This window comes from Okeania sp. KiyG1 (assembly GCF_014132355.1).
Classification (GTDB): domain Bacteria; phylum Cyanobacteriota; class Cyanobacteriia; order Cyanobacteriales; family Microcoleaceae; genus Okeania.
The window spans coordinates 121,763-143,530 of record NZ_BLZO01000093.1 but is presented as its reverse complement, the minus strand read 5'-3'; the positions used below and the strand labels follow the sequence as shown (position 1 = coordinate 143,530).

The 21,768-nt window shown below is 33.0% G+C and carries 19 protein-coding genes; 8 read left to right on the top strand and 11 right to left on the bottom strand.

The annotated features are described in order from the left end of the window. Nucleotides 1–12 precede the first annotated feature (12 nt). The 3 genes from SAGCYANO_RS22500 to SAGCYANO_RS22490 all read right to left on the bottom strand — a co-directional run bounded on the left by SAGCYANO_RS22500 (nucleotide 13) and on the right by SAGCYANO_RS22490 (nucleotide 2,074). A complete protein-coding gene (locus tag SAGCYANO_RS22500; RefSeq protein ID WP_202222114.1) occupies nucleotides 13–153 on the bottom strand; it encodes a hypothetical protein in 141 nt (46 codons plus the stop codon). A 244-nt stretch (nucleotides 154–397) separates the two neighbouring features. Continuing rightward, entirely contained in the window at nucleotides 398–544 is a 147-nt protein-coding gene (locus SAGCYANO_RS22495) for a hypothetical protein (RefSeq protein WP_202222113.1), read from the bottom strand. 6 nt (nucleotides 545–550) lie between these two features. Further along, nucleotides 551–2,074, bottom strand: a complete 1,524-nt coding sequence (locus SAGCYANO_RS22490; protein WP_202222112.1) for a DUF6798 domain-containing protein — start codon at nucleotides 2,072–2,074, stop codon at nucleotides 551–553. A 440-nt stretch (nucleotides 2,075–2,514) separates the two neighbouring features. Between SAGCYANO_RS22490 and SAGCYANO_RS22485 the strand changes: the two genes are divergently transcribed. After that, nucleotides 2,515–3,861, top strand: coding sequence for an alpha/beta hydrolase (locus SAGCYANO_RS22485; protein WP_202222111.1), 1,347 nt, complete (start codon nucleotides 2,515–2,517; stop codon nucleotides 3,859–3,861). Between the two features lie 179 nt (nucleotides 3,862–4,040). On the opposite strand, the gene SAGCYANO_RS22480 is transcribed toward SAGCYANO_RS22485, so the two are convergent. Then, nucleotides 4,041–5,900, bottom strand: a complete 1,860-nt coding sequence (locus tag SAGCYANO_RS22480; protein ID WP_237396524.1) for a hypothetical protein — start codon at nucleotides 5,898–5,900, stop codon at nucleotides 4,041–4,043. 358 nt (nucleotides 5,901–6,258) lie between these two features. Here SAGCYANO_RS22480 and SAGCYANO_RS22475 point away from each other — a divergent pair, with 358 nt between their 5' ends. Next, on the top strand, nucleotides 6,259–6,954 hold the full coding sequence (locus tag SAGCYANO_RS22475; protein WP_202222109.1) for an HAD family hydrolase: 696 nt from the start codon (nucleotides 6,259–6,261) through the stop codon (nucleotides 6,952–6,954). 854 nt (nucleotides 6,955–7,808) lie between these two features. Here the strand turns inward: SAGCYANO_RS22475 and SAGCYANO_RS22470 are convergent. After that, nucleotides 7,809–9,341, bottom strand: a complete 1,533-nt coding sequence (locus SAGCYANO_RS22470) for a glycosyltransferase family 39 protein (protein WP_202222108.1) — start codon at nucleotides 9,339–9,341, stop codon at nucleotides 7,809–7,811. A 38-nt stretch (nucleotides 9,342–9,379) separates the two neighbouring features. Between SAGCYANO_RS22470 and SAGCYANO_RS45340 the strand changes: the two genes are divergently transcribed. Beyond that, nucleotides 9,380–9,634 (top strand): hypothetical protein, encoded by a 255-nt coding sequence (locus SAGCYANO_RS45340; protein ID WP_237396523.1) that lies wholly within the window; start codon nucleotides 9,380–9,382, stop codon nucleotides 9,632–9,634. Nucleotides 9,635–10,134: 500 nt separating this feature from the next. Here SAGCYANO_RS45340 and SAGCYANO_RS22465 read toward each other — a convergent pair whose 3' ends face one another. Both SAGCYANO_RS22465 and SAGCYANO_RS22460 read right to left on the bottom strand, forming a co-directional pair. Then, the gene (locus SAGCYANO_RS22465) at nucleotides 10,135–11,097 is read right to left on the bottom strand and encodes a lysylphosphatidylglycerol synthase transmembrane domain-containing protein (RefSeq protein WP_202222107.1); all 963 of its coding nucleotides are present in this window, start codon (nucleotides 11,095–11,097) and stop codon (nucleotides 10,135–10,137) included. A 913-nt stretch (nucleotides 11,098–12,010) separates the two neighbouring features. Beyond that, nucleotides 12,011–13,825 carry an aspartate kinase gene (locus SAGCYANO_RS22460; protein WP_202222106.1) on the bottom strand — a complete coding sequence of 605 codons (1,815 nt, stop codon included), beginning with the start codon at nucleotides 13,823–13,825 and terminating at the stop codon, nucleotides 12,011–12,013. 147 nt (nucleotides 13,826–13,972) lie between these two features. Here SAGCYANO_RS22460 and SAGCYANO_RS22455 point away from each other — a divergent pair, with 147 nt between their 5' ends. Genes SAGCYANO_RS22455 through SAGCYANO_RS22445 form a run of 3 tightly spaced genes read left to right on the top strand, consistent with a single transcriptional unit; the run spans nucleotide 13,973 to nucleotide 14,919 of the window. Next, nucleotides 13,973–14,263: a hypothetical protein gene (locus tag SAGCYANO_RS22455; RefSeq protein ID WP_202222105.1), complete on the top strand. Its 291-nt coding sequence runs from the start codon at nucleotides 13,973–13,975 to the stop codon at nucleotides 14,261–14,263. 42 nt (nucleotides 14,264–14,305) lie between these two features. Beyond that, nucleotides 14,306–14,689 (top strand): hypothetical protein, encoded by a 384-nt coding sequence (locus SAGCYANO_RS22450; RefSeq protein ID WP_202222104.1) that lies wholly within the window; start codon nucleotides 14,306–14,308, stop codon nucleotides 14,687–14,689. Between the two features lie 20 nt (nucleotides 14,690–14,709). Then, a complete protein-coding gene (locus tag SAGCYANO_RS22445) occupies nucleotides 14,710–14,919 on the top strand; it encodes a hypothetical protein (protein ID WP_202222103.1) in 210 nt (69 codons plus the stop codon). A gap of 52 nt (nucleotides 14,920–14,971) precedes the next feature. On the opposite strand, the gene SAGCYANO_RS22440 is transcribed toward SAGCYANO_RS22445, so the two are convergent. From SAGCYANO_RS22440 to SAGCYANO_RS22430, 3 genes are all read right to left on the bottom strand, one after another. Beyond that, nucleotides 14,972–15,349 carry a hypothetical protein gene (locus tag SAGCYANO_RS22440; protein ID WP_202222102.1) on the bottom strand — a complete coding sequence of 126 codons (378 nt, stop codon included), beginning with the start codon at nucleotides 15,347–15,349 and terminating at the stop codon, nucleotides 14,972–14,974. 54 nt (nucleotides 15,350–15,403) lie between these two features. Then, nucleotides 15,404–15,691 (bottom strand): trans-aconitate 2-methyltransferase, encoded by a 288-nt coding sequence (locus SAGCYANO_RS22435; RefSeq protein ID WP_202222101.1) that lies wholly within the window; start codon nucleotides 15,689–15,691, stop codon nucleotides 15,404–15,406. A 100-nt stretch (nucleotides 15,692–15,791) separates the two neighbouring features. Further along, nucleotides 15,792–16,655 carry a sulfotransferase domain-containing protein gene (locus SAGCYANO_RS22430; RefSeq protein ID WP_202222100.1) on the bottom strand — a complete coding sequence of 288 codons (864 nt, stop codon included), beginning with the start codon at nucleotides 16,653–16,655 and terminating at the stop codon, nucleotides 15,792–15,794. Nucleotides 16,656–17,171: 516 nt separating this feature from the next. Between SAGCYANO_RS22430 and SAGCYANO_RS22425 the strand changes: the two genes are divergently transcribed. Next, nucleotides 17,172–17,783: a hypothetical protein gene (locus SAGCYANO_RS22425; RefSeq protein ID WP_202222099.1), complete on the top strand. Its 612-nt coding sequence runs from the start codon at nucleotides 17,172–17,174 to the stop codon at nucleotides 17,781–17,783. Nucleotides 17,784–18,278: 495 nt separating this feature from the next. Beyond that, nucleotides 18,279–20,063 carry a metallophosphoesterase gene (locus SAGCYANO_RS22420; RefSeq protein ID WP_202222160.1) on the top strand — a complete coding sequence of 595 codons (1,785 nt, stop codon included), beginning with the start codon at nucleotides 18,279–18,281 and terminating at the stop codon, nucleotides 20,061–20,063. A 285-nt stretch (nucleotides 20,064–20,348) separates the two neighbouring features. Here SAGCYANO_RS22420 and SAGCYANO_RS22415 read toward each other — a convergent pair whose 3' ends face one another. Continuing rightward, on the bottom strand, nucleotides 20,349–21,506 hold the full coding sequence (locus SAGCYANO_RS22415; protein ID WP_202222098.1) for a DUF819 domain-containing protein: 1,158 nt from the start codon (nucleotides 21,504–21,506) through the stop codon (nucleotides 20,349–20,351). Between the last annotated feature and the right edge of the window lie 262 nt (nucleotides 21,507–21,768).

Sequence of the window (21,768 nt, the reverse complement as noted above, 5' to 3'; positions counted from 1 at the left end):
CCAATTTAATACTCAAGGAAAGGGTAGCATTAAAGAAGGTGGTAAGTAGTAGATTTTAGGTTCAATTTGATTGGGAATTTCCACCAAATCAATTTGAGAAAGCTTCAACAAAGTTTGTTCTGCGATACTGTTCTTGAAAATCTGCTTTTTCATAACTCAAACCTCCAATTTAATACTCAATAGAACTGTAGTGATGATGATTTTTATGAATTTATTAACTATGCCTGATTTCTTGTACTTTTTGTCTGGAAATAATTCTTTTTTTTTGCTTTCCCTAGATTAATCTAGACCCTTTTCAACATTTTTTGGTTAGTAATTTTTTGAAAATTATCAAATAGGGATTATTTTGTCAATGCTAGTTGTTTCTCTTTTTATTTTGGGTTTAATATCCCGCCGTCTACAGGGTGTTTACAATTGATTGGGGTTTGAGTCCCCATTCACTTTTTCCTTTTTCCTTCTTGCTTCTTGCTTCTTGCTTCTTGCTTCTTGCTTTTTCCTTCTTCAACAATTTATATAAAGGAAGAAGGGAAGCAAAATTTTTCAATAGTAGCTATTTTTCAATAACTTTATACATCTTATATAAATTGTCAATGTAAGTTTTTTCTACTCCTGAACATTGAATAGAATCATTATTTTCAATAATTATATGAGTTATCTGATATTTATCAATTAAATTTTGCAAAGTCTGACATTTAGCTATGGCAGAATTATCATAAAATTGCTGTGCCATTAATAATCTATTGTGCCATTCAATAACTTCTGTATCTTTGTAGGGATGAGATTTAAGATTAATAAATATTGGCGCACCTGTAGCAATTCTAAAATCAACGAATTTCCCAGAAGCGTAAGGAACTAAATATATATCTCCTGCCTGTTTATTTTCTTTGACATATTCCATAATAATTGGCGTATCTTTTTGATTAATAGTTAGCTTTTCTAGTTGTATTCCTACTCCTGACAAGATGAATAGATATATTCCTACTAAAGTGCCAATTTCAAACAGCTTTTTGTATTTCAGGATTTGAGGATGATACTTATCAAAAATAACCGCCACAATATAGGCACTTATCATACAAGTAGAAATCGGAACTAAAAAAGCGGAGACTCGCCAAGGAGTAAGAAACGCCAAAGTATTACTGACAGAAACTATTTGAATTATTGTCAGAATAGTTGCTGTGACAAAGGGCAAAAATAAGATAAAAAATAATCGAGTTTTGCGGAGAAGATAGAGAGCGATCGCTACTACTAAGATTTGAATGGGGGCGGCAGGTTCAGTTAACCAAATATCGGGGAAGGAATGATGGGGAATTCGATTTACAAGTAAACTTTCAGAAATTTGAAAAAGCTCTGGAGATGTGGGTCTAAAAGTAATAGTCATATAACTGACTACTGGTAATACAAATATAAATGAAACGACACCTATTAATAATGATTTTTTGAGCTGATTTTCATTTTTATAAGTGAGAATCAGATAAGCTAAAGTTAGTAAAGCTGCACTGGGAAGATATGTAGGATGAAAAGTTGCTGCTATCCCTAAAGCGAATACTGCTAAAAAGGGTTTTTTTCTCAGAAAGGCATAGATAGAAAAGATAATTAATACTCCAAATGTACAGGGTTGAAAATAGTCACCGAGAATATATTGTTCGGCTAAACCGTAGTGGAGATGTACATGAGTTTTAAAGTCAAATATTCTGATTTGTAGACAGTGGATAGTCAGGAGGAGGAGAAAATAAATTAGTAGTTTAAGTCGGGAAGTATTAATTTTGAAAATTACTGAAGCAATGCCAAGCAGACTGTAAATATAGATGCCAAAGATAAGGATGTAATAAAAGTAGAAAAAGTTTTCGTGGAAGTAATTATAAGTAATTTGAACTAAAAAAGTAAAAGCGGGTAAAGGGTCGAGTGTATTAGCTAACCAATCTTGGTTTAAATAACCTAAATTAGCTTGAGCTAACCCTTGCAGAAATTTAGTATGTTGATTTGAGGTATATAGAGGGTCTTGAGTATAGGAAATTCCAAAAATTAAGCCTAAGATAAAAATTTGAACTATTGAAGTTAGAGTGCTGATTTTCACTGTTTTGTTATTCTAAAGGTTTCAAGATAGACAGAGCTTGACACCACCTTCTCTCAAGTATGAATTGATTTGTCAAAAATTATGAATTAATTTGTAAAAAATATAGTTTAAGTGGTATAGTTATAATTAAATATTTTGCACCACTTAAGAGCTGATTAGTAAACTTAGCTGTTTGCGTAGCATTTCGTAGGAAATTAATTAATATTCAAAGCACTATTCAAAAAGTTAAGACAAGTCCTAAAACTGAGATTATTGTTAATTTAAAGTTTTAAAGGCAGTGCCAATACAGACTATTCAGAATTTATAAATTAATGCAAAATATGAAGGATTGAATGAACGATTTCTGGGGGCGAGTCAAAGCTTCCATAATATAGTAGTGTAACTTTAATAGAATCAGAAAACTTAGTCAAACTTAGAAAATCAATAAAAAATCAGTGAGTATGTCGTACAATCTTAATGTAATTCAGGAATTAATTAACGAAGCTCTAACTTCAGAAGAATTTGATGACTTAGTTAAGAACAGTTTTCCTAATATCCAAAGACAATTTACTAATGAACAAACAAAGTTTCAAAAAATCCAAATTTTAATTGATTATGTGAATACACATGGAGAAATTGATAAATTACTCGAAAGCATTAAAAGTATCAATCAAAAAGTTTATGAAGAGTATGCACCAAAATTACTGATAGACGACAATCTAGTTACACCTGAAAAGTTTGAGGGACCACCGTCAATGGCGATACCGCCAGAGGAATTGTTAATAGCGGGTTCGGCGGCCCCGGCCAAAGGGACTCTATATCCTCTCTGGTTTGGGACAAACAGAAAAGCTGTAGACAGACAAGATATCTCCAAAGGATTTTCTGGAGAAAGAGACAATAAGCTTAACTATGGTATTTGTAAAGTAGCTGTTCCTAAATCCCATAAAATAGGTTCTACAGGGTCTCCTTGGTGGAAAAGATTATTAACCTTAACAGACGATCGCCTCAAACTACAGTCAGAAACTTTGCAGATTTTAGATGAAGCAATGTTTTGGGCTAATATGAATCAAGAATTACAAGAACATGAAATAGATGAACGGTCTGCTTTAGTCTTTATTCATGGATTTAATGTAAGTTTTGAAGATGCAGCATTAAGGGCAGCACAAATCGGTTTCGATCTTCAAGTACCAGGAATTATGGCATTCTATAGTTGGCCTTCACAAGGAAAACTAACAGATTATACAGTGGATGAAGCAACCATTCAAGCTAGTGAAAAATATATTGCTGAATTTTTACTAAACCTAGCTCAAAAAAGCGAGATTGAGAAAATTCATATTATTGCTCATAGTATGGGAAATCGAGGTTTACTCAGAGCAATGCAACGAATTGTCGCTCAAGTTCAAACAGCAAGTAGTGATAATGATATTGCCTTTGGACAAATTTTTCTAGCTGCACCTGATGTAGATACAGACTTATTTAAAGACTTGGCCTCTGCGTATCACCAATTAGCTGAACGAACCACATTATACGTTTCATCTAAAGATAAAGCTCTAAAAGCATCAGCGATTATTCATGAGCATACCCGTGTTGGTTTTTTTCCTCCTATTACAGTTGTTGAGGGAATAGATACAGTAGAAGTTTCTAATATTGATGTAACTTTATTAGGACATGGTTATTTTGCTGAAGCTCTTACCTTACTTGAAGATATAAAAGATCTGTTAATCAATAATACATCTCCTCAGCAGCGACAAAGTATCTCAAAACCTTCACAAGATGGGAATTATTGGATTATGGGGATAGGGAAATAATCAATTTTTCAAGTCTTATATGAAATACGTTAATGTTTGCTACCTATAATTGGATAAGGAGATGGAAAGATAGGAAGATAGGAAGATTCATCAATAGCATTATTTTTCGTATTTCATATTATTTTGACAAACAATCAACTCAAAAAAAGAGATTGCTAACTTAAGTTTTTCATTCTTACTTATTCAAGCAAAATACATTTCGCCTCCAAAACCCATAATTTTTCTGTTTCTAAAACCGAACATTTATCTATAGTGCCAACTACGGCAGGAATATTTCCATTTTGCAGATTAATCTCAATTTGATTTCCTATCTGAAAATACCACTGCTTCAACCAACGATTTTTTAGTACATATTTTGGCATAAATGCTCTGCGGTCTAAGATTAAAAAATCTATTTCATAAGTATTGATAAAATTCTCCATCCACTGAATATCTGAGTGATACTGAGCAAAAATAAATTCTGTAGCTCGTTGTTTAATTTGACTGTAATAACCGAGATGATAGGGAATAGCATATTCCCAAGCAAACAATACCGAACGTTGAGAAAATGTAGGGATATAATCCACCTCTTGTGAGAGAGAAGCAACGAGAATATCTTTTGGTTGTTGAGCAAAAAATTCATAAACTTCTGGAGATTTACCTCTTCGATAATTAAGGTGATAAAGATTTTTCCACAAGCTAAAATTACCAATAAGTAAAATCCCTAAAAATCCAATAAAAATTAATCCTGAAAATCTTCTAATTTTGTCAGATGGCTGTTGAATTAGCCACTGAAATACGGCATCTAAAATTATGCACAAAACAACGGCAGTTGCTATAGCTAAAATTATCCGAAAACTATAATTTGTGTAACGACTTGGTAAATGTAACTTGAATAATAAAAGATGAGCTGCCACGAATAAAACTACACCAGCAAAAAAAATCTGAACTAACAATTTAATATTCGGTGTTATTTGTTTCATTAAAGGCAGTCTTCTGAGAAAATTTTTTGCCCCATCAAAGTTATAAATTTCTTCTTCTTCCTTCTTCCTTCCTCCTTCTTCCTTCTTCTTACTTCCCTCTTCCTTCTTCCCTCTTCCTTCTTCCTTCTGAAAAAGTATTGGCAAAAATAATCCAAGTATTAATATGCGAGGCAGAAATAATTTTTGAGGTAAAATGCCACTACGACTGCCGAAGATGAAAAAATCCCAAAAATTTTGTAAGAAAAAAGGACCTCTACCAGCTTGGCCAAATTCTGGCAAAATTCTTGCTTGAGCTGCTGTAATTACAGGTTCATAATTACTAGAATTTAAAGCATAAAATAAAATCACTAACAAACTTAATCCTAAACCTACTGCACTAAATAGATAATCTTGTGAATTTTTACTCAGACAAAACCGCCCTTTTTCCCAGTTTAAAAGTCTGATAATTAAAATCAAAGCAGTCAGGATAACGTATTGAGGATAAAATAATCCCAACAGGGCGATCGCTACTAAAAATGGAACTAATGACTTGCGTAATAAATAGTATAAAACTGCCAGAAATAAAGGATATAAAAAAGCTCTAGGTGTGCCAGAAACTATGTCATCTTGAAGCCAGATATTTTGACTTAATAATACTGAGGCAATAAAACCAGCAAAAGGTATGGGCAATATCTGAAAACAAATTCCAAAACAGTAGGCAGCAGTTATTAAACTTAAAGGTAATGGTAATAATTTATTCAGGAACATTGGGTCTATTCCTATTTGGGAAAATAACCAATAGAAAGTTTTATAACCCCATGGTGCAACAGACTGAAAATAATCAGCAATTAAGTCGTTGGGAAATAATTCTGGGTCTAAAAAACGACGCATCCAAAAAACGTGCTGTCGTGCATCATCTTGCACAATATATTCTCCACTAAATGCTTGTTTAAGTGCCAGTAAACTATATATTGTTGCGAAAGTTAAGCTGAGAATTAGCCAGAATATTTTCTGATTTGTTTTTGGAGTATTTGATGGGATTAAGATTTGTTTAAGATTTTCGATATACATGATTTTGTAGTAACGGTGTAGATTCAAAGTCTGCCTTGCTTACAACCTGCTTCAGCCATATTTTTACTATGTTATTGTGATATATGGTAATTGCTTAACTACTAACAGAAAAGCATTCTATATTGGACTAAATTTAGATTTTATCGCTTTATTTAGTAATCCCGTATTTTCTAGGGGACAGTTTTTTTCACAAATCATTTAGGATTGCTATATCTACAAAAGCTATCTAAATTATGTCAAAAGGCAAAATTCAAAAATTTAAAAGTAAGAAAAGATAGAATATTCGTAAATGGGTGAGAAAGAAAATACTTTGAGGATAAAATAATAGTTAAAAGTACGAAATATTTATTAATTTCTAAAAAATTAACCAGTTACCCTAATCAAAATGACTACAATACTATTTTGGGATATTGACGGAACATTATTAACCACTGGTAGAGCAGGTATTTTTGCCCTAGAAGATGCTGCTAGAGAAATAATTGGCAAAGAGATAGATTTATCACAGCTCAACACAGCAGGAGCAACAGACCGCTCACTAGCAGCTCAAATTTTAGAATTAGGTGGTATTACTCCCAATGATGGCAAAATAGACCAATTATTACAAGTTTATAGTGAATATTTACCTCAAAATCTCACTAGAAAACAAGGGGTAGTATTACAGGGAGTAAAAGAAATTCTCTCTTACTTACACCCCCACCGTAACGATGTAATTTCTCTATTACTAACAGGAAATACCTCTGTAGGAGCAAAAGCAAAACTTACTCATTATGGTTTAGATAATTATTTTAATTTTACCCAGGGTGGATTTTCAGATACAGTAGCAGATAGAAAAGCGATCGCCCGTCAAGCGTTAACTATTGCTAAAGAATTAGTAGGAGAAATTAATTTAGAAAAAGTCTATGTGATTGGAGATACGCCCCATGATATAAACTGTTGCCATGCTATTGGTGCTAGGTCTATTGCTGTTGCGACTGGTTCCTATAAATTGGAGGAGTTACAACAACATAATCCCTGGTGGGCCATACCCTCCTTACCGACACCAGATATTTTTACTGATAAAATAGGTTTAGAGAATAGTTAAAAAGCTACTGAAAAAACAAAACTTTCTCTGAAGCTTTTCTTACAAATTAAAGACCTAAAATTTATCAAAACTTTATCTGTTAATGCTTTGATATTTAATCAGCAAACCATACTTATTGGAATTGCTTTAATAGGAAAAATGGATTGACCTTAAAAAGCTTTGAAAAAGTAGAATTTATGAATTTATGGGATTAGATATCTTCAGAAAAGAGGTGAGATTTTTCCCCTCATCAAATCTTGCCATTAATCCTTCTTCATTCGAGAACCACAAACATCCTCATTTTATGAAGCTCAAAAATCGCGCGTCAAAAGATTTGAGGTTGCATCCTCACCATTTTTGTGATATCGTAAGTATTAACTGGGGTAACTCGCCCATACGCATGACTTTTTATTCAACTTATTTTTCCTACTAACAGAGTGATAGAACGACCTTCCGCTCCGCGATCGCTCTGATGCAGGAATTTTTTCCAAGAGCAATATCAGAAAGATGTTCATCTTGTATAGCTCTCATAAAATGCTGACTTTTACCTCGTCAAATCTTGCCATTAATCCTTCTTCATTCGAGAACCACAAACATCCTCATTTTATGAAGCTCAAAAATCGCGCGTCAAAGGATTTAAGGTTGCATCCTCACCATTTTTGTGATATCGTAAGTATTAAATGGGGTAACTCGCCCATGCGCATGACTTTTTATTCAACAAAAAAAAATGTATCGTTTCTGAGTGATAGAACGACCTTCCGCTTTGCTTCCTATATAAACGCGTTGGCGGAGGATGGTGGCGGCAGCTATAACCTTCAGGTTGTAGAAATGATTTGCGAAAAAAACAAAATATCACAACCAATTAAGGCCAGACCTCAACTTAAATCATATAAATATACATAAGACCCAGGCTTTTCAAAAGTATCCATTCTCAAACCAATTTCATTCAGATAATAATTTAAAAATCTCCTTTCTGCTGGAATATGAGTATGAGAAAATAATAACCAAACTCTTTTATTCCCCCGCAATTTATCTAAATCTTTTTCATATCTTGTCATTTCGGCAATTGATAATTCTTGACCATCATATTTATCTAAATCATCCACACCAATAATATAATCCCCCTCTTGATAACCATATTTTTCTGCATAATACTGAAATTGATATATACCTCGTTGATAAACATACAAAACATCCCCTGGTTGTTGATGTTTTTGAATATAATTCAGCACAGGCTTAATTTCTGAATAAGTTATCGGGTCTTCTATCAAATCAATAGCTTTTGATAAAGGTTTATATAACAATAAGATAACCAAGAAAATCCCAATAATTTTTATCGGTCGAAATTTAGGTTTTCTCAGAATATAACCTCCACCTGCTGCGATGAGAAAAATTACGAATGGTGTGAGAAATAAAACTAGACGACTCCGAAATGGGTATTGGTGTAAAAAGGATGCCAGAAAAGTTACAAATAATGGAGAAAGTAATAGCAATAAAATTTCTTTTCTGCTCAACCAACAAGAAATACAACCTACTAAAAAAAGGATAATAGCTAACCCATCCATCCATTTACTAAAACCCAAAGGTTTATAGAAAAACTTGCCAAAAGCATCAAACATCCAAACAATATCAAACGGGGAACTAGGAAAACCATCGCCCCAAGAAGTTGTGAGAGTTTCGTTGCCAGTTAAACTTCTCAAAGACACAAAATAAAAGATGACAAAACTGAAAACCCAAGCTGAATAAATGAGTAATAAATTTTTGACTTTACTCAGGTCTTTCTGCCAAAAATTAATTAGTAAAGCACTACCCCCAATACTTGCCAAAATAAAGATAGAAGGATGAGAAAACCAAATAGCGATCGCTCCGAGCAAACCAAATCTAATCATTTGACCAAAGTTCAATTTTGCCTTAACCAAAGGTAGTAATAGTAGATATAAAAAGAGAGCGATCGCTACATCACTAGAATATTGTTTTACTTCTGCGGAATAGTAGACTAAATATTCCAAACTGGCAAACAAAATTAAACCTATAGGAATAGCAGATTTAGGAATCCATTTTTTTGCTAATTCATAAAATATAAACAACGAACCTACGCCACAAATAAAAGGAAATAAACGTAGAGCATACTCATTATTCCCTAATATCTGAACTGCCAATTTTTCTACCATCAAAAAACCAATTGGAGCACCTTGGTCATAATCCAAAGGTTGGAGCAATTCTAAATAGGAACGATTAACAATATTCAAAGCCAAAACCGCTTCATCTGCCCAAAGAGAACGATTAGATAAATATTGAACTAACCTTACAGCCACCCCAAAAGCAATAATTAAATATGGCAGTATTTGATTGTCAAGGAAAAACTTAAAATCTGGTAAACCAAACTTTTTATTTCTAATAATTTCCATGTTAATTCAAAATTCAAAAGTCAAAAGTCAAAAGTTAAGTGAATTCAAAAGTCAAAAGTCAAAAGTCAAAAGTAATAATTTATAGAACCCATTTAGTATCTTTTATTGAAATACAAAAGCTTCAGGAAAACCGTTTTAAGGGTAAGCATTCAGCTATTAGCGGTCAGCTCTCAGCAATAAAAATGAATGAAGCAAGCATTTGCTTAACTTCTACAACATTTTTAAACAAAGAATTGAAGCACAAGAACAGCAAGCTTAAATTGTCTACTAAAGGTAATAAAGCTGATAGCTGACCGCTGTTTGCGCAGCATTCCGTAGGAAATGCTTACTTTTAAGGAACCTAACAACTATAAGGGTTCAGGAGACCAAAAAATTATGAAAAATGACTGCCAGAATCATAAAACTATAGAAGGGGAAGCTTTAAACCAGAATTATTTAATTAGGGTTTGCTGAAAAAGTCTTTTAGTAGGGGTAGGAGACAGGAGACAGGAGACAACCCACCCCTAGCTCCCAGGAGGGGAAGACAGGAGAAATGGGAATTGTAGAGGAGGTAGTCGGAAAAATTGTCCCAAGATTGTTCTGCCATAATCGCCCCAAAATACTAGCTTTTTGAGCTTGAGCGACCGAAAAGCTTACACTTTTTAAAGGCAAAAAAAGGCTGAAACTAATATCAGTCAATGCTTTGATCTTTAATCAGCAAGCCCTAATTATTTATAAGAAGAGGTAATTCTAAATTCTAAATTCTAAATTCTAAATTCTAAATTCTTGAATTATAAATTCTAAATTCTAAATTCTAAATTCTTGAATTTTTTTCCATAGCAATTAAATATTGTCCGAAAAATGGTAAACCAGCAATTGCTGGTAATACATAACGGGATGTACAAAGTAATCCTAAAGCCGCCCCAACTTCTGTAGAAAAATAAGGTTGATAAAACAGAATAAAAGCAGCATCACGAGTACCAACTCCAGCAAAAGTTAAAGGTAATAATCCAGCCAAAATTGCTAAGGGAGATAATGCTAAACTTGCCAAAAGTGGAACCGAAACATTTAACGCTAGAGTAAAAAACCAAATTTGTAATAAATGTCCGAACCAGATAAATATTGAAGTAGTAGCAATTTTGGTTAATTGTACTTTGTCGTGCCAAAAATATCTGTGCATTTCTATCCAAGAATGCTCTAAACTATCAATTTTTGAATAGATTTTTTTCGGAGCTATTTTTCGTGTTATTTGAAAAAATATATTAGTAAATTTGCGAGAAGATAATAATAATAATCCAATAATTAATCCTAAAGTTACTCCGGCAGTCATCACCCAAAATAATAAATCTTTTTCTGGATAAACAATCAATCCAAAAGCACACCAGATTAACAAAGAAACTAAATCACAAGCCTTTTCAAATATCACTAGAGATAGAGATAAACTCCCCTCTAAATGCCCTCTTTGTTTCATAAAATAAGCTTTGACAATATCTCCCATTTTTGAGGGTAATATCATATTTAAAACACTGGCAGCTAAAATTAATTGATTTGCTTCTCCAAAATTTAAATAAGATGATGATTTACTCCCTCTTTTTGGCATTAATTGTTGTAACCGCCAAGCAGTTAACATTGTCAATGGCGCTATCATACTAACACTGATTACCATCCATACAAGGTGAGAATTTTGGAATACTTTTATCAGTCCAGCAAAATCAATTTTCCAATAGATAGCTGTCAGAATAAGTAAACTGATAATTATAGAAATTAGTCGTTTCATAAGGGATACTCAAGTCTTTAACTGAATCTAAATTACTATAGCAATTCCCATACTGCTGAAGTACAAAATTGTAGGTTTGAGGGAACAGGGAACAGGTAACAGGGAATAATATCATGTTCGGATAATTACTTAATAACAAAATTTTTGTTTGTAGTTGGGCTTTAACCCTTACAATACTTACTATTATTGCTCAAGCCCAACTATGAGCCTAATTATAACTGTTCTACTGAAAATGATATAAAAAGACAAAAAGATAACTGTACCTCACGACCTTGGGAAACGCTATATGGATAGTTCAATAATTATAGTAGTGGTGTTGCATAATATTATGATATTAAATCCGGTTTATAAAGCATCCTTTTATTTTGATGGGGAGATAGGATGTAGAGGAGATAGGGAGAGGATTTAATCTTACCGAATAATTAAAGTTTAAAGCTTCTACCTTTAAGTAGAAAAGAATTAATCAGCAAATCCTAATTACAAGAGAAACCCATTGAGCTACGGTTATCCATTTTTATAGGGTTTATTTGACACTCTACCAAATGAAATATTATTGGAGAAGCAAGTAAAATAAATATTATTGATATTACAAAAATAGCAATAGAAATAGCGCATACCAAATATTTTATTTTTCTCATTTTTTCCATTATTTTCGGATACTAACTTACAGCGAATTCCTAGTATATGAAGTACAAAGATTAACAATTAAATGAATGCAAGTGCGGGCATCTTGCCCGCGACGGGTGTACCTCATCAAAGTGGAATCTGCTGTATATCTAGTCCGCTTAATTAGCGATAAAAAACTTTCTTCTTCTCTTCCTTCTCTTTTCCTCCTGACTCCTGACTCCTTTTTTTGTCAATTATTTGAAGTAATTATTAATTATTAATTGTTGAACTACCTGCTTAATTAATATCAAGTAGGAACTTTAACAACCTCACTACTAGACAAACCAAAAGCTTTATGAATAGCTTGCAACGCTTTTACACCATCCTCCTCTTCTACCACACAACTAATTTTAATTTCCGAAGTAGCAATCATCAAAATATTGATTTGACTTGCTGACAACGCCTCAAACATTTGCGCTGCCACCCCTGGATGGGCAATCATTCCAGAACCGACTACACTCACTTTAGAAATAGCACTCTCCAACACTACTTCTCCCCAACCAAACTCTAATGCTGCATTTACCAAAATTTGATATGCAGTTTCTCCCTCTGGTTGGGAAACAGTAAAAGCAATATCGCGAGTCAAAACCCCATCCACACTATGACAACGTTGTGACTGAATAATCATATCCACACTAATATTATTCTGCGCCAATAAACCAAATATTTTAGCGGCAACACCTGGAGTATCAGGAATTTGACGTACTGCTAGTCTTGCTTGCTTCATGTCTAAAGCAACTGCTCGCACTGGTGAGGGAACTTCTTCCGACTCAGAAGCAGCAGAATTAGTAGAAATATCTGCAACATCCACATCAAATGCTTCACACAAAGAATTAACTGCCTTTTCACAGTCTTCTGCATCAACCACACAACTAACCTTAACTTCCGAAGTAGAAATCATTAATATATTTACTCCTACTGCTGCCAAAGTCTCAAACATTTTTGCTGCTACTCGTGGTCGTCCGATCATTCCCGCACCCACAAGACTAACTTTAGCAATAGGTCGCTCTTCTGTTTTGACTTCCGGTTCGCCCAAACTGGGATCAGAATTTTTACCCAAAGCAGGTAGTATAGCATCCGCTACTGCTGCCGCTTGTTTCAAAGTATCTTTCCCGACAGTGAAAGCAATATCATTAGTATTACTTTCGTGAATAGACTGAATAATTAAATCTACATCTATATTTTGTACCGCAATACCAGCAAATAATTTAGCTGCCACACCAGGGCGATCGGGAACCCGCAACAGAGAAACTCCCCCTTGGTCAATGTCATATTCCACAGCATCTACAGATTTTGTCAACTCCAAATCTTGCAAAGCACGATGTTGGGGTATTGCAGAAACTACACGAGTACCAGGAGCATCGCTCCAACTGGATAAAACTACTAATGGCATTCCATAATTTCGAGCAATTTCCACTGCTCTCGGATGTAGTACTTTTGCGCCTAAACTTGCCAACTCCAACATTTCATCACAGGTAATATCTGACATTAACTGTGCTTCGGGTACTATACGGGGGTCGGTTGTGAGAATTCCAGGTACGTCTGTATATATTTCACATCTTTCTGCTTGGAGTGCTGCTGCTAAAGCGACTGCGGAAGTATCCGAACCCCCTCTACCTAATGTTGTGATTTCCTGGTAGCGAGTCTGACTAATACCTTGGAAACCTGCAACGACTACGACTTCTCTCTGTTTGAGATGTTCTTCTATGCGTTCGGTTTTAATATTTAAAATGCGGGCCCGGGAATGTTCAGCTTCTGTGACTATTCCTACCTGCGCTCCAGTCAGGGAAATAGCTGGCACTCCCAACTCTTGTAATGCCATGCTCATGAGAGCGATGGTCACTTGTTCCCCTGTGGATAGTAGCATATCCATTTCTCGACGACTGGGGTTGGGGGAAATTTCGTTTGCTAGTTTGACTAAACCATCTGTGGTTTTTCCCATTGCTGAAACGACTACTACTACTGAGCGATCGCTTGCTGTTTGAGCTATACGTTGGGCCACTGCTTTAATTCTTTCTACAGACCCGACTGATGTACCACCGTATTTTTGGACTATTAGCATATTGATTTGAGAATTAGACTATTAAAATATAAACTGTATTGATGTTAAATTCTTTGGTGGAGTGTTGTTAACCGGATTGATTAAAATTTTGTATAATTTAACATTTAAAAAATAATCAATTTGGGTTAAATACTGAGGATTTATCTTATGCCAGAAATTAATTGGATGAAAATTTTAGAATCACAACAAGATGAATTTATTATCAAACTAAAACAAAGAATGCCTGCTTTTACAAGGAGTAAATATGACTTTGATGAGGCTATTCATCTATATTCTTTAGTTGATTTGGATGACATAGACTTAGCAGACAAATTAAATTGGTTTTGTCAGGAGTTAACATACAAGTATTATGGTGGGTATAGCGATTACTTTCCTGATGAATTTATTAATTATAAAATAGGTAAAATAGGGAAGAATCTTTCAATAATTGATAATTGATAATGGATAATTGATAATTACCTCTCCCTAAAAGGAAGAGGATTGAATCAAAGGAAAATTTTTTCTTGTTTCTCCTTAAAAGGAGAGGCTTTAAACCTTAATTATTCGGTAAAAGAATATTTAGGTGAATTAATTAGTAATGTTAATTACGAGTTATATGAATGGGGAGATGATGGAGCGGATTTTTATTTGACAAATAATAAATCAGTAAATTTACAAGTTAAAACTACTTGTTTTTCTAGGATTTTGGAGGAAAATGTTGACTATGAATATGAAGAAGATGAAGATGAATATTTTTATGTTTTATACCATAATTATGTAAACCTAGAAGATGATGAATGCCAGAAAATTTTAGATGGAGTTAAATGGAAAATAAGTGAAAAAGAACAAAAGAAAACCAAATTTGTATTTTTGTTCTATTGTTAAATCAGGTAGTAGGAGATAGAATGCCTATCTATGTTGACATTAAAGAAATAGATAAAGAATTTGTTTCATATATATATCATCCAGTTTATGATTTTGACTGCAATGGTATTTACAGTTCTATATTATGTGGATTTAAACCAACAAATTTATTAAAACCTAATACAGATATTTATTTAAAAGACCTGTTTTATATTGGTGGACTCAAAGGCTATCTCAAACATTTTACTTAAAATTATTAGCAGGAAAATATTATAAATTTTCAGTTTCAGTACCAATAGACTTTTATCTCTTTTTGTAGACCGCCAAGGTATTCTCATTATTAACACCTTGGAAATCAAATCCTGCTTCATCAAATAATTTCTGATAAGCATCCTGTCTAAACAAGGTAATTGTTAGTTGTTCTTGAGCTAGAATTTTACCATCTTTCTTAAAGAAATAGCTTTTTTTACGAGTGTGATAATCTATCTTATCTTCTAATTCCTCAATAAGTTGAGAATATACAATTCCTCCTGGTAAATGTTGTTCAAAATCAATCCCCGACTTTTGTATACTTAACAAAAACAAACTTCCTGTTCGTAAATGACGAGCTAAATTTTTTAACCCTTGATAGTTAGCTTGAACATCAGGAATATGACTAACTAACTCTAAGCGATCGCCCAAATTAATAAATAGCCAAACTCCGGCATTTGATATGGCAACATCGAAGGTTTTATTTTATTCCATTGTTAGGGCATCAGCGACAATAAGTTTAGCTTTATTTCCCAAACGTTTTTTGGCAATTTCCAAAAAGGATGGTGTAATATCGACTCCAGTAAACTGACAGTTTGGGTCTATTTCTATGTATTTTTCTGCAAGTAATCCCGTTCCTGTTCCTAATTCAATAATCTCACAATTATTACCTATAATTGAGTATACTTCCTTAGCTATATTATGGTAGTCATAGTAGCCAGACATCATCAATAAATCGTAATAATTAGTAATTCCTGTATATTGATTGACCATTTTTTTTACTTTAATTTCTTGCCAAATTTTTCATATTTAATTATATCAATAATTTCTTTTTATTTATCATCCCTAATTTTTTATTTAAAAATAACCAGAATTATTCAGGAATTTCCCATAAATTTTCAGCTTCAGTACCAACAGTTCTTATTCTAAATTTTTCACTTAATCTCTGAGTTTGAGAAAGTGAGAAATGTGCCTTCCAATCTCCTACTTTTCCTTTACGAATAAATGGAGTCATATTAGCTGGACGTTGACTAGACCAACGACTTTGATTTTTGCTCATGCTAGTAAAATTTGTATGGTAAAGAATGCTTTCTAGAATTTGTGGATTTTCGATTTTTTCTAAATAGCGATCGCCTAAAAATTTTGCTATAGCAATAATATTTTCTTTCTGGTTATTTTTCATAGATTCATAAGTTAAAAACAACACATTTTTATCGTTTTTATGTTGCACCCAACCAACTAAATGGTCGAAATAATCTCCCCAGTCTACTTCTCCATTAATAAAACATTCAAAAAAGTCATCAAATGTACCTTCAGCAAAATCATAATGTTTGATGAATCCTTTAGTATGATAATAGAAAGAAACAGCACAGTCGAAAGGATTACGAGCTATATAAATGTATTTTGAATCAGGATTATAGGGAGTTAAATCGTAAGTTAAATGAGTTTTGATAAAACGAGTTTCGGATAAATATTTCACAAAATCACTTCCTACTTCTTCCAGGTGAGGAACTTCTAAATTAATATTTTTACCAACAGGAAATGGTTTTCCATCATGGGATAACATCCAAACAATATGTTGAGTCCAAGTTGTTCCACATTTGGGATAAGTAACAATAAAAGTGTCTCTTGCTTGAGCTTGATATGTAAGTCCATAATCAAAATTTTCTGGAGAAAATCCCATTGGTAGGCGAAAATTTTTGTGTAGTATATAACTTGGTTTTATACTTTGTTTCATCAAGGCAAGCTCCTATTTATTTAAGTTATCAGTTATTAGTGATTAGCTATTAGTTATTAGTTAACAGCACTTTCATCTGAAGCTAGATTTTTAAATACTAAAGTTGATTTTTTTTGCCCCCTTATACCAAATCTCAAAAATTTTTCTATGTTTCCTTGAGTGTGGGAGTAGTAGACAGAAGAATAATATACACTTTCAGTGAATAATTAAATTCTTTATATATTTTCTATTTGACTTCAATGTATCTACAAAATTGACTAGAAATTGACAAAGTATTTTTTTATAGTATTCTGAGCATCAATTTATAATAATAGTTCAATTTAGAATAACTTAATAGGAGTAAATATGCAATCCATAACTTTAGAAAAGTTACTCTGTGAAAGATCGAAGCAGAACTTTTATGATTATCAAGCCCAAGCTTATCGTAACTGGAAGCAACTTTTAAATAGACAATTATAAAGTATTGAATATCGAGCAGTTCAACCATTTATTGAAGGTTTAGCAAATATCAAAGATTTGATTCAAGATATTCCTAATATTAATGATATTTCCGATTTTTTACAAGAGCAAACTGGATGGCAACTATGGCCTGTAAAAGGTTTATTAGAAGCAGAAGACTATTTTTATCTTCTATCTCATCGATATTTTCCAGTAGCAACTTTCGTCAGCTCGAATACTGATATTGATTTTTCTCAACTTCCCGATCTTTGGCATGATATTTTTGGTCATATTCCGTTACTTTTTTCCCCAATATATTCTAACTTTTTGCAAAATTTAGGCAATCAATATATAACTATAAAAGATGTCAACGACAAAGATATAGAACAAGAAATAGTTCGGCTTTTTTGGTATACAATTGAAGCTGGTGTTTGCGATGAAAAAGGGAAACTTCGAGTCTATGGAGCTAGTCAACTTTCTAGTATTAAAGAAATAAAATATGCCTTAAGCGATCGCCAAATTAAATATCCCTTTAAATTAGAGAACGTGATTAATTTAACTGTAGAAATTGACCGGGTACAAGACCGACTATTTGAGATTCCTTCCTTTGAATATTTAAGAGTAATTCAAGATGATTTTGACAGTTACATTGCAAGCATTTCCTACGGAATGCTGCGCAAACAGCAGTAAGCTATCAGCTATTCCTACGGAATGCTGCGCAAACAGCTTTATTAATTTTAGTGGAAAATTTAAGCTTGCTGTTCTTGTGCTTAAATTATTTTTTTAAAATGTCGTAGAAGTTAAGTAAATGCTTGCTTCATTTATTAAAAAGCTGTTTGCGTAGCATTACACAGGAAATGCTTACTTTACATTAAAGGAAGAAGAGAAAATAAGTAGGAGGGAAAAAAGGAGGAAATTTTGCATAAAAGGTAGTATTGTGCAAGTAGTGATATTGAGAGAAAAACTAAATTCAGCAAGCAAAAGGAGAGGTAATTATTAATTGTTAATTATTAATTGTTTATTTCCTCCAGTATAAATCACTACTTCTACAAAGCTACTGAATAAAAAAGAAAAAAATAATAGAAATAGCTGTCTTAAATGAATTGAAGCAGCTCATTTTAAACATCTATAATCAAGATGCACCTTCTTGTAGTATTATTTTTTCAAATTGGTCTAATTATTTCTATGTTTAATCCTCCTCCAGAAATATTTGAAAATCCCAGAGATTCTTATCGTAATCCATGGATTTTTGGTGTTTTAATTATTGTTGTTATCTTCATATTTATAATTATGTATTCTCTCGAATCTCCAGTCCAATTGTTAACAGATCCATTTCTCCAAGCTCCGACAGAAAATTCTGTACAAGTTGTTTGGTTTACTGAATTTCCTGGCAAAGGTAATTTTGTAGTTTATGGTGAAAATTTGAATCAAGTTATTGAGGCAAATACTACTAAACTAAGTCGCACTCGTGAAGACCAAGATTCTCGCGTAGGAAAACAAACAGAAAAAGGTTTAATTTATCAACAACCTATTATGCGAGATATCTGGCGACATGAAGCAAAAGTTATTGGTTTAACACCTAATATTTCTGTGCCATATCGAATTATTAGTCAAAAGGAAAATGGGGAAAATATGAGGAGCAAAATTTTTACTTTGGCTGCTAAACCAACCCCTGATAGACCTTTAAAAATTCTCCTCACTTCCGACCATCAATTAAAACCAATGAGTTCGGCAAATCTGCAAAAGGTAACAGAAAATTTTGATAAATTAGACGCTATTTTTTTTGCTGGAGATTTAGTTAATATTCCTGACCGTGCTTCAGAATGGTTTGATGATAATCGAGGAAATGCTTTTTTTTCTAACCTCCAAGGTAGAGCTAATTATGAATTAGAAAAAAATGGTACAAAAACTATTTATAAAGGTGGGGAGTTAATTCAAAATATCCCTCTCTTTCCAGCAATTGGCAACCACGAAGTTATGGGTATATTTTCCATGAAAACTTCTTTGAATTACCAATTTAGTCAACCCTACCCACGGGATGCTGCGTCAGATTTATATAGACAAAATTCCACAAATATCGCTCCTGATATAGCTTGGTTAAAAAATAATTCTTTTAATACAGACACTTACCAAGAAATTTTCACCCTGCCTCAAAATGGTTCAGAGGAAAAAAATTACTATGCTGTAACTTTTGGCGATGTACGTTTAGTAGTTTTATATATTACGAATATCTGGAGAGTTCCTCATTTAAGAGATAATGCGAGAGGTAAATATCGGGAACGGAAAAAAGATTTTGATAATCCGGCTGAATGGGGTTATGGCCAGCATATTTTTGAACCTATTAATCAAGGTAGCGAGCAATATAATTGGTTAGAAAAAGAACTGGCAAGCGAAGAATTTAAACAAGCTAAATATAAAGTCGTAATGTTTCACCATCCGCCCCATTCTCTTGGTGAAAATATTGCTCCTGCTTATACTAATCCAGTACAATTTATTGACAGAGATGAAAATGGCAATATTACGATGATTCGTTATGAATATCCCCAACAAAATGACTATATTATTCGAGATGTTTTACCCTTGTTAGAAAATGCTGGCATACAGTTAGTATTTTATGGGCATTCTCATCTTTGGAATCGTTTTGTTAGTCCGAGTGGAATGCACTTTCTAGAAACATCAAATGTGGGTAATAGTTATGGAGCTTATGTAGGAGATAAAAAGCGAAATGTACCTTTAGATTACCAGGAAAAATATGCTGAAATTGGAAATCCTAATGGTTTAGAACCGATAATTCCAACCATTGTACCTTTGCTAGATGAAAAGGGAAGACCTCAACCCTATATTGCCAGTAATGATATTACAGTTTTTAGTATTTTTGAGACCGAGACAGGAACAGTTAGTAGTTACTATTTTGATACCAGAAAACCTAATTCTGAAGTAGTAAAATTTGATGAATTTCAATTGTTTTAGGGAGTATTAATTAATTGATAATGGATAATTGATAATTGATAATTACCTATGGTTAAAACCGTTACAGAATTGAATATAAGGAAATATTATTTCTTCTCTTAGTCTCATGGATATGGCGAGGAGACCCGTTCTTGCAGACCCGCTCCACTAACGCCATCCCTCGACCGCTTTTTTCCCTTTAAAAGGGGATAAAAAGAAAAAATTTTTTTTGAGTCAATCCTATCCGTTTTAAAGGAGAGGTAATTCTAAATTCTAAATTCTAAATTCTAAATTATTGAACATTTTTTAACCCAAAAAATTAGCTAAAGCAACTCCAATAAAAGTAGCTAGAGCATAACCAAAAATACCACAAAGAATGGCAGGAGTTACTAATTGATACCAATTTTTCGCTTTTGCCATAGCAGCAGCAGTAGTAGGACCTCCCAAATTGGCGTTAGAAGCTACAACTAACTCAGCCAATTCTAAGTTTAATAATTTACCAGCTAGTAATAGAAAAAGTAAATGAACAGTCAAAATTACCCCAGCGAAAAAAAATAAAACTGGTCCAAATTCTAGAACTTTCCAAATATTAGCACTAGCTCCAATTACGGCAAAAAATATCTGCATTAACAAAGTACCAATTTTGTCTGCTACTGTTAATTTTCCTAAATATTGGGGAAATATTGTGGCTAGAGAAACTATTAAAATAGTGGTGAATAAAATTGCTGCTTTATAAATGCCTAATAAACTAGCAATACTAATGCCTAATGCACCTGAAATTCCACTAATAGCTAATGCTTTACTCATATCTAGAACCGATAATTCTTGTGTTAGTGACTCAGAAAAATTCCTTTTACTTTGTTCTAGAAAACTTGTATCTTGAGCAAAATTATTAGCAGGAAAAATTTGTTTTACCCATTTCAGAGAAGGTAAAGCAAATAACAGTAGAAAAAACAAGGTCATAGCCAAATTATCTGCTGCTGTTCCTGCAGTTAACAAATCTCCTGAATCTAAATTTAATTCGATAATTTGAGCAGTGGCAAAAAAATTTACAGAACCACCTATGTAAGTAGCACAGAAAACTCCAGCTAATTTCCAATCTAACTCACCTATAGGAATCAAATAATATGCTAATATAGTTCCCAAAACTGTTCCCAAAGCACCTAAAAAATAAGCAATTAAAACTCGCCCACATTCATGCATAATTTGTAGTATATTAGCTTGAAATAAAAGCAGAGGAATAGAAAAAGGAACCAGAAAAGACCAAACTACATTATAGACAGGAGCATCAATAGGTATAATTCTTAAATTCGACAGAAAAAATGTTACAACCATAGTTACGACAGCACCAGATATGCTTGCACCCCACTTTTTTTGTTCTGACCAAAAACCAATAGTTGCTGCTGAAAGAAGAATTGCCCAAATAGCGAAATTTTGCTCAGGTTGAATCAAACTGTTTGTCATAACCAGTCGAAAATTCTTTTTCAAAGATTACAAAATTATACAAAAATATGTTATACCAATTCCCAAAAATAATACTATACTTCCAATGCGACTTCTGTTATTAAGTAATAATAATAATTCAGTAATGAATGTATAGGATTATCGGCATTAATCCAAAATATATTATGCCTTTAAACCCTACTCCCTACTCCCTACTCCCTACTCCCTACTCCCAAGGGAATGTAGCAAAAATTTTGATAAATGGTATTAGTAAATGCAATAA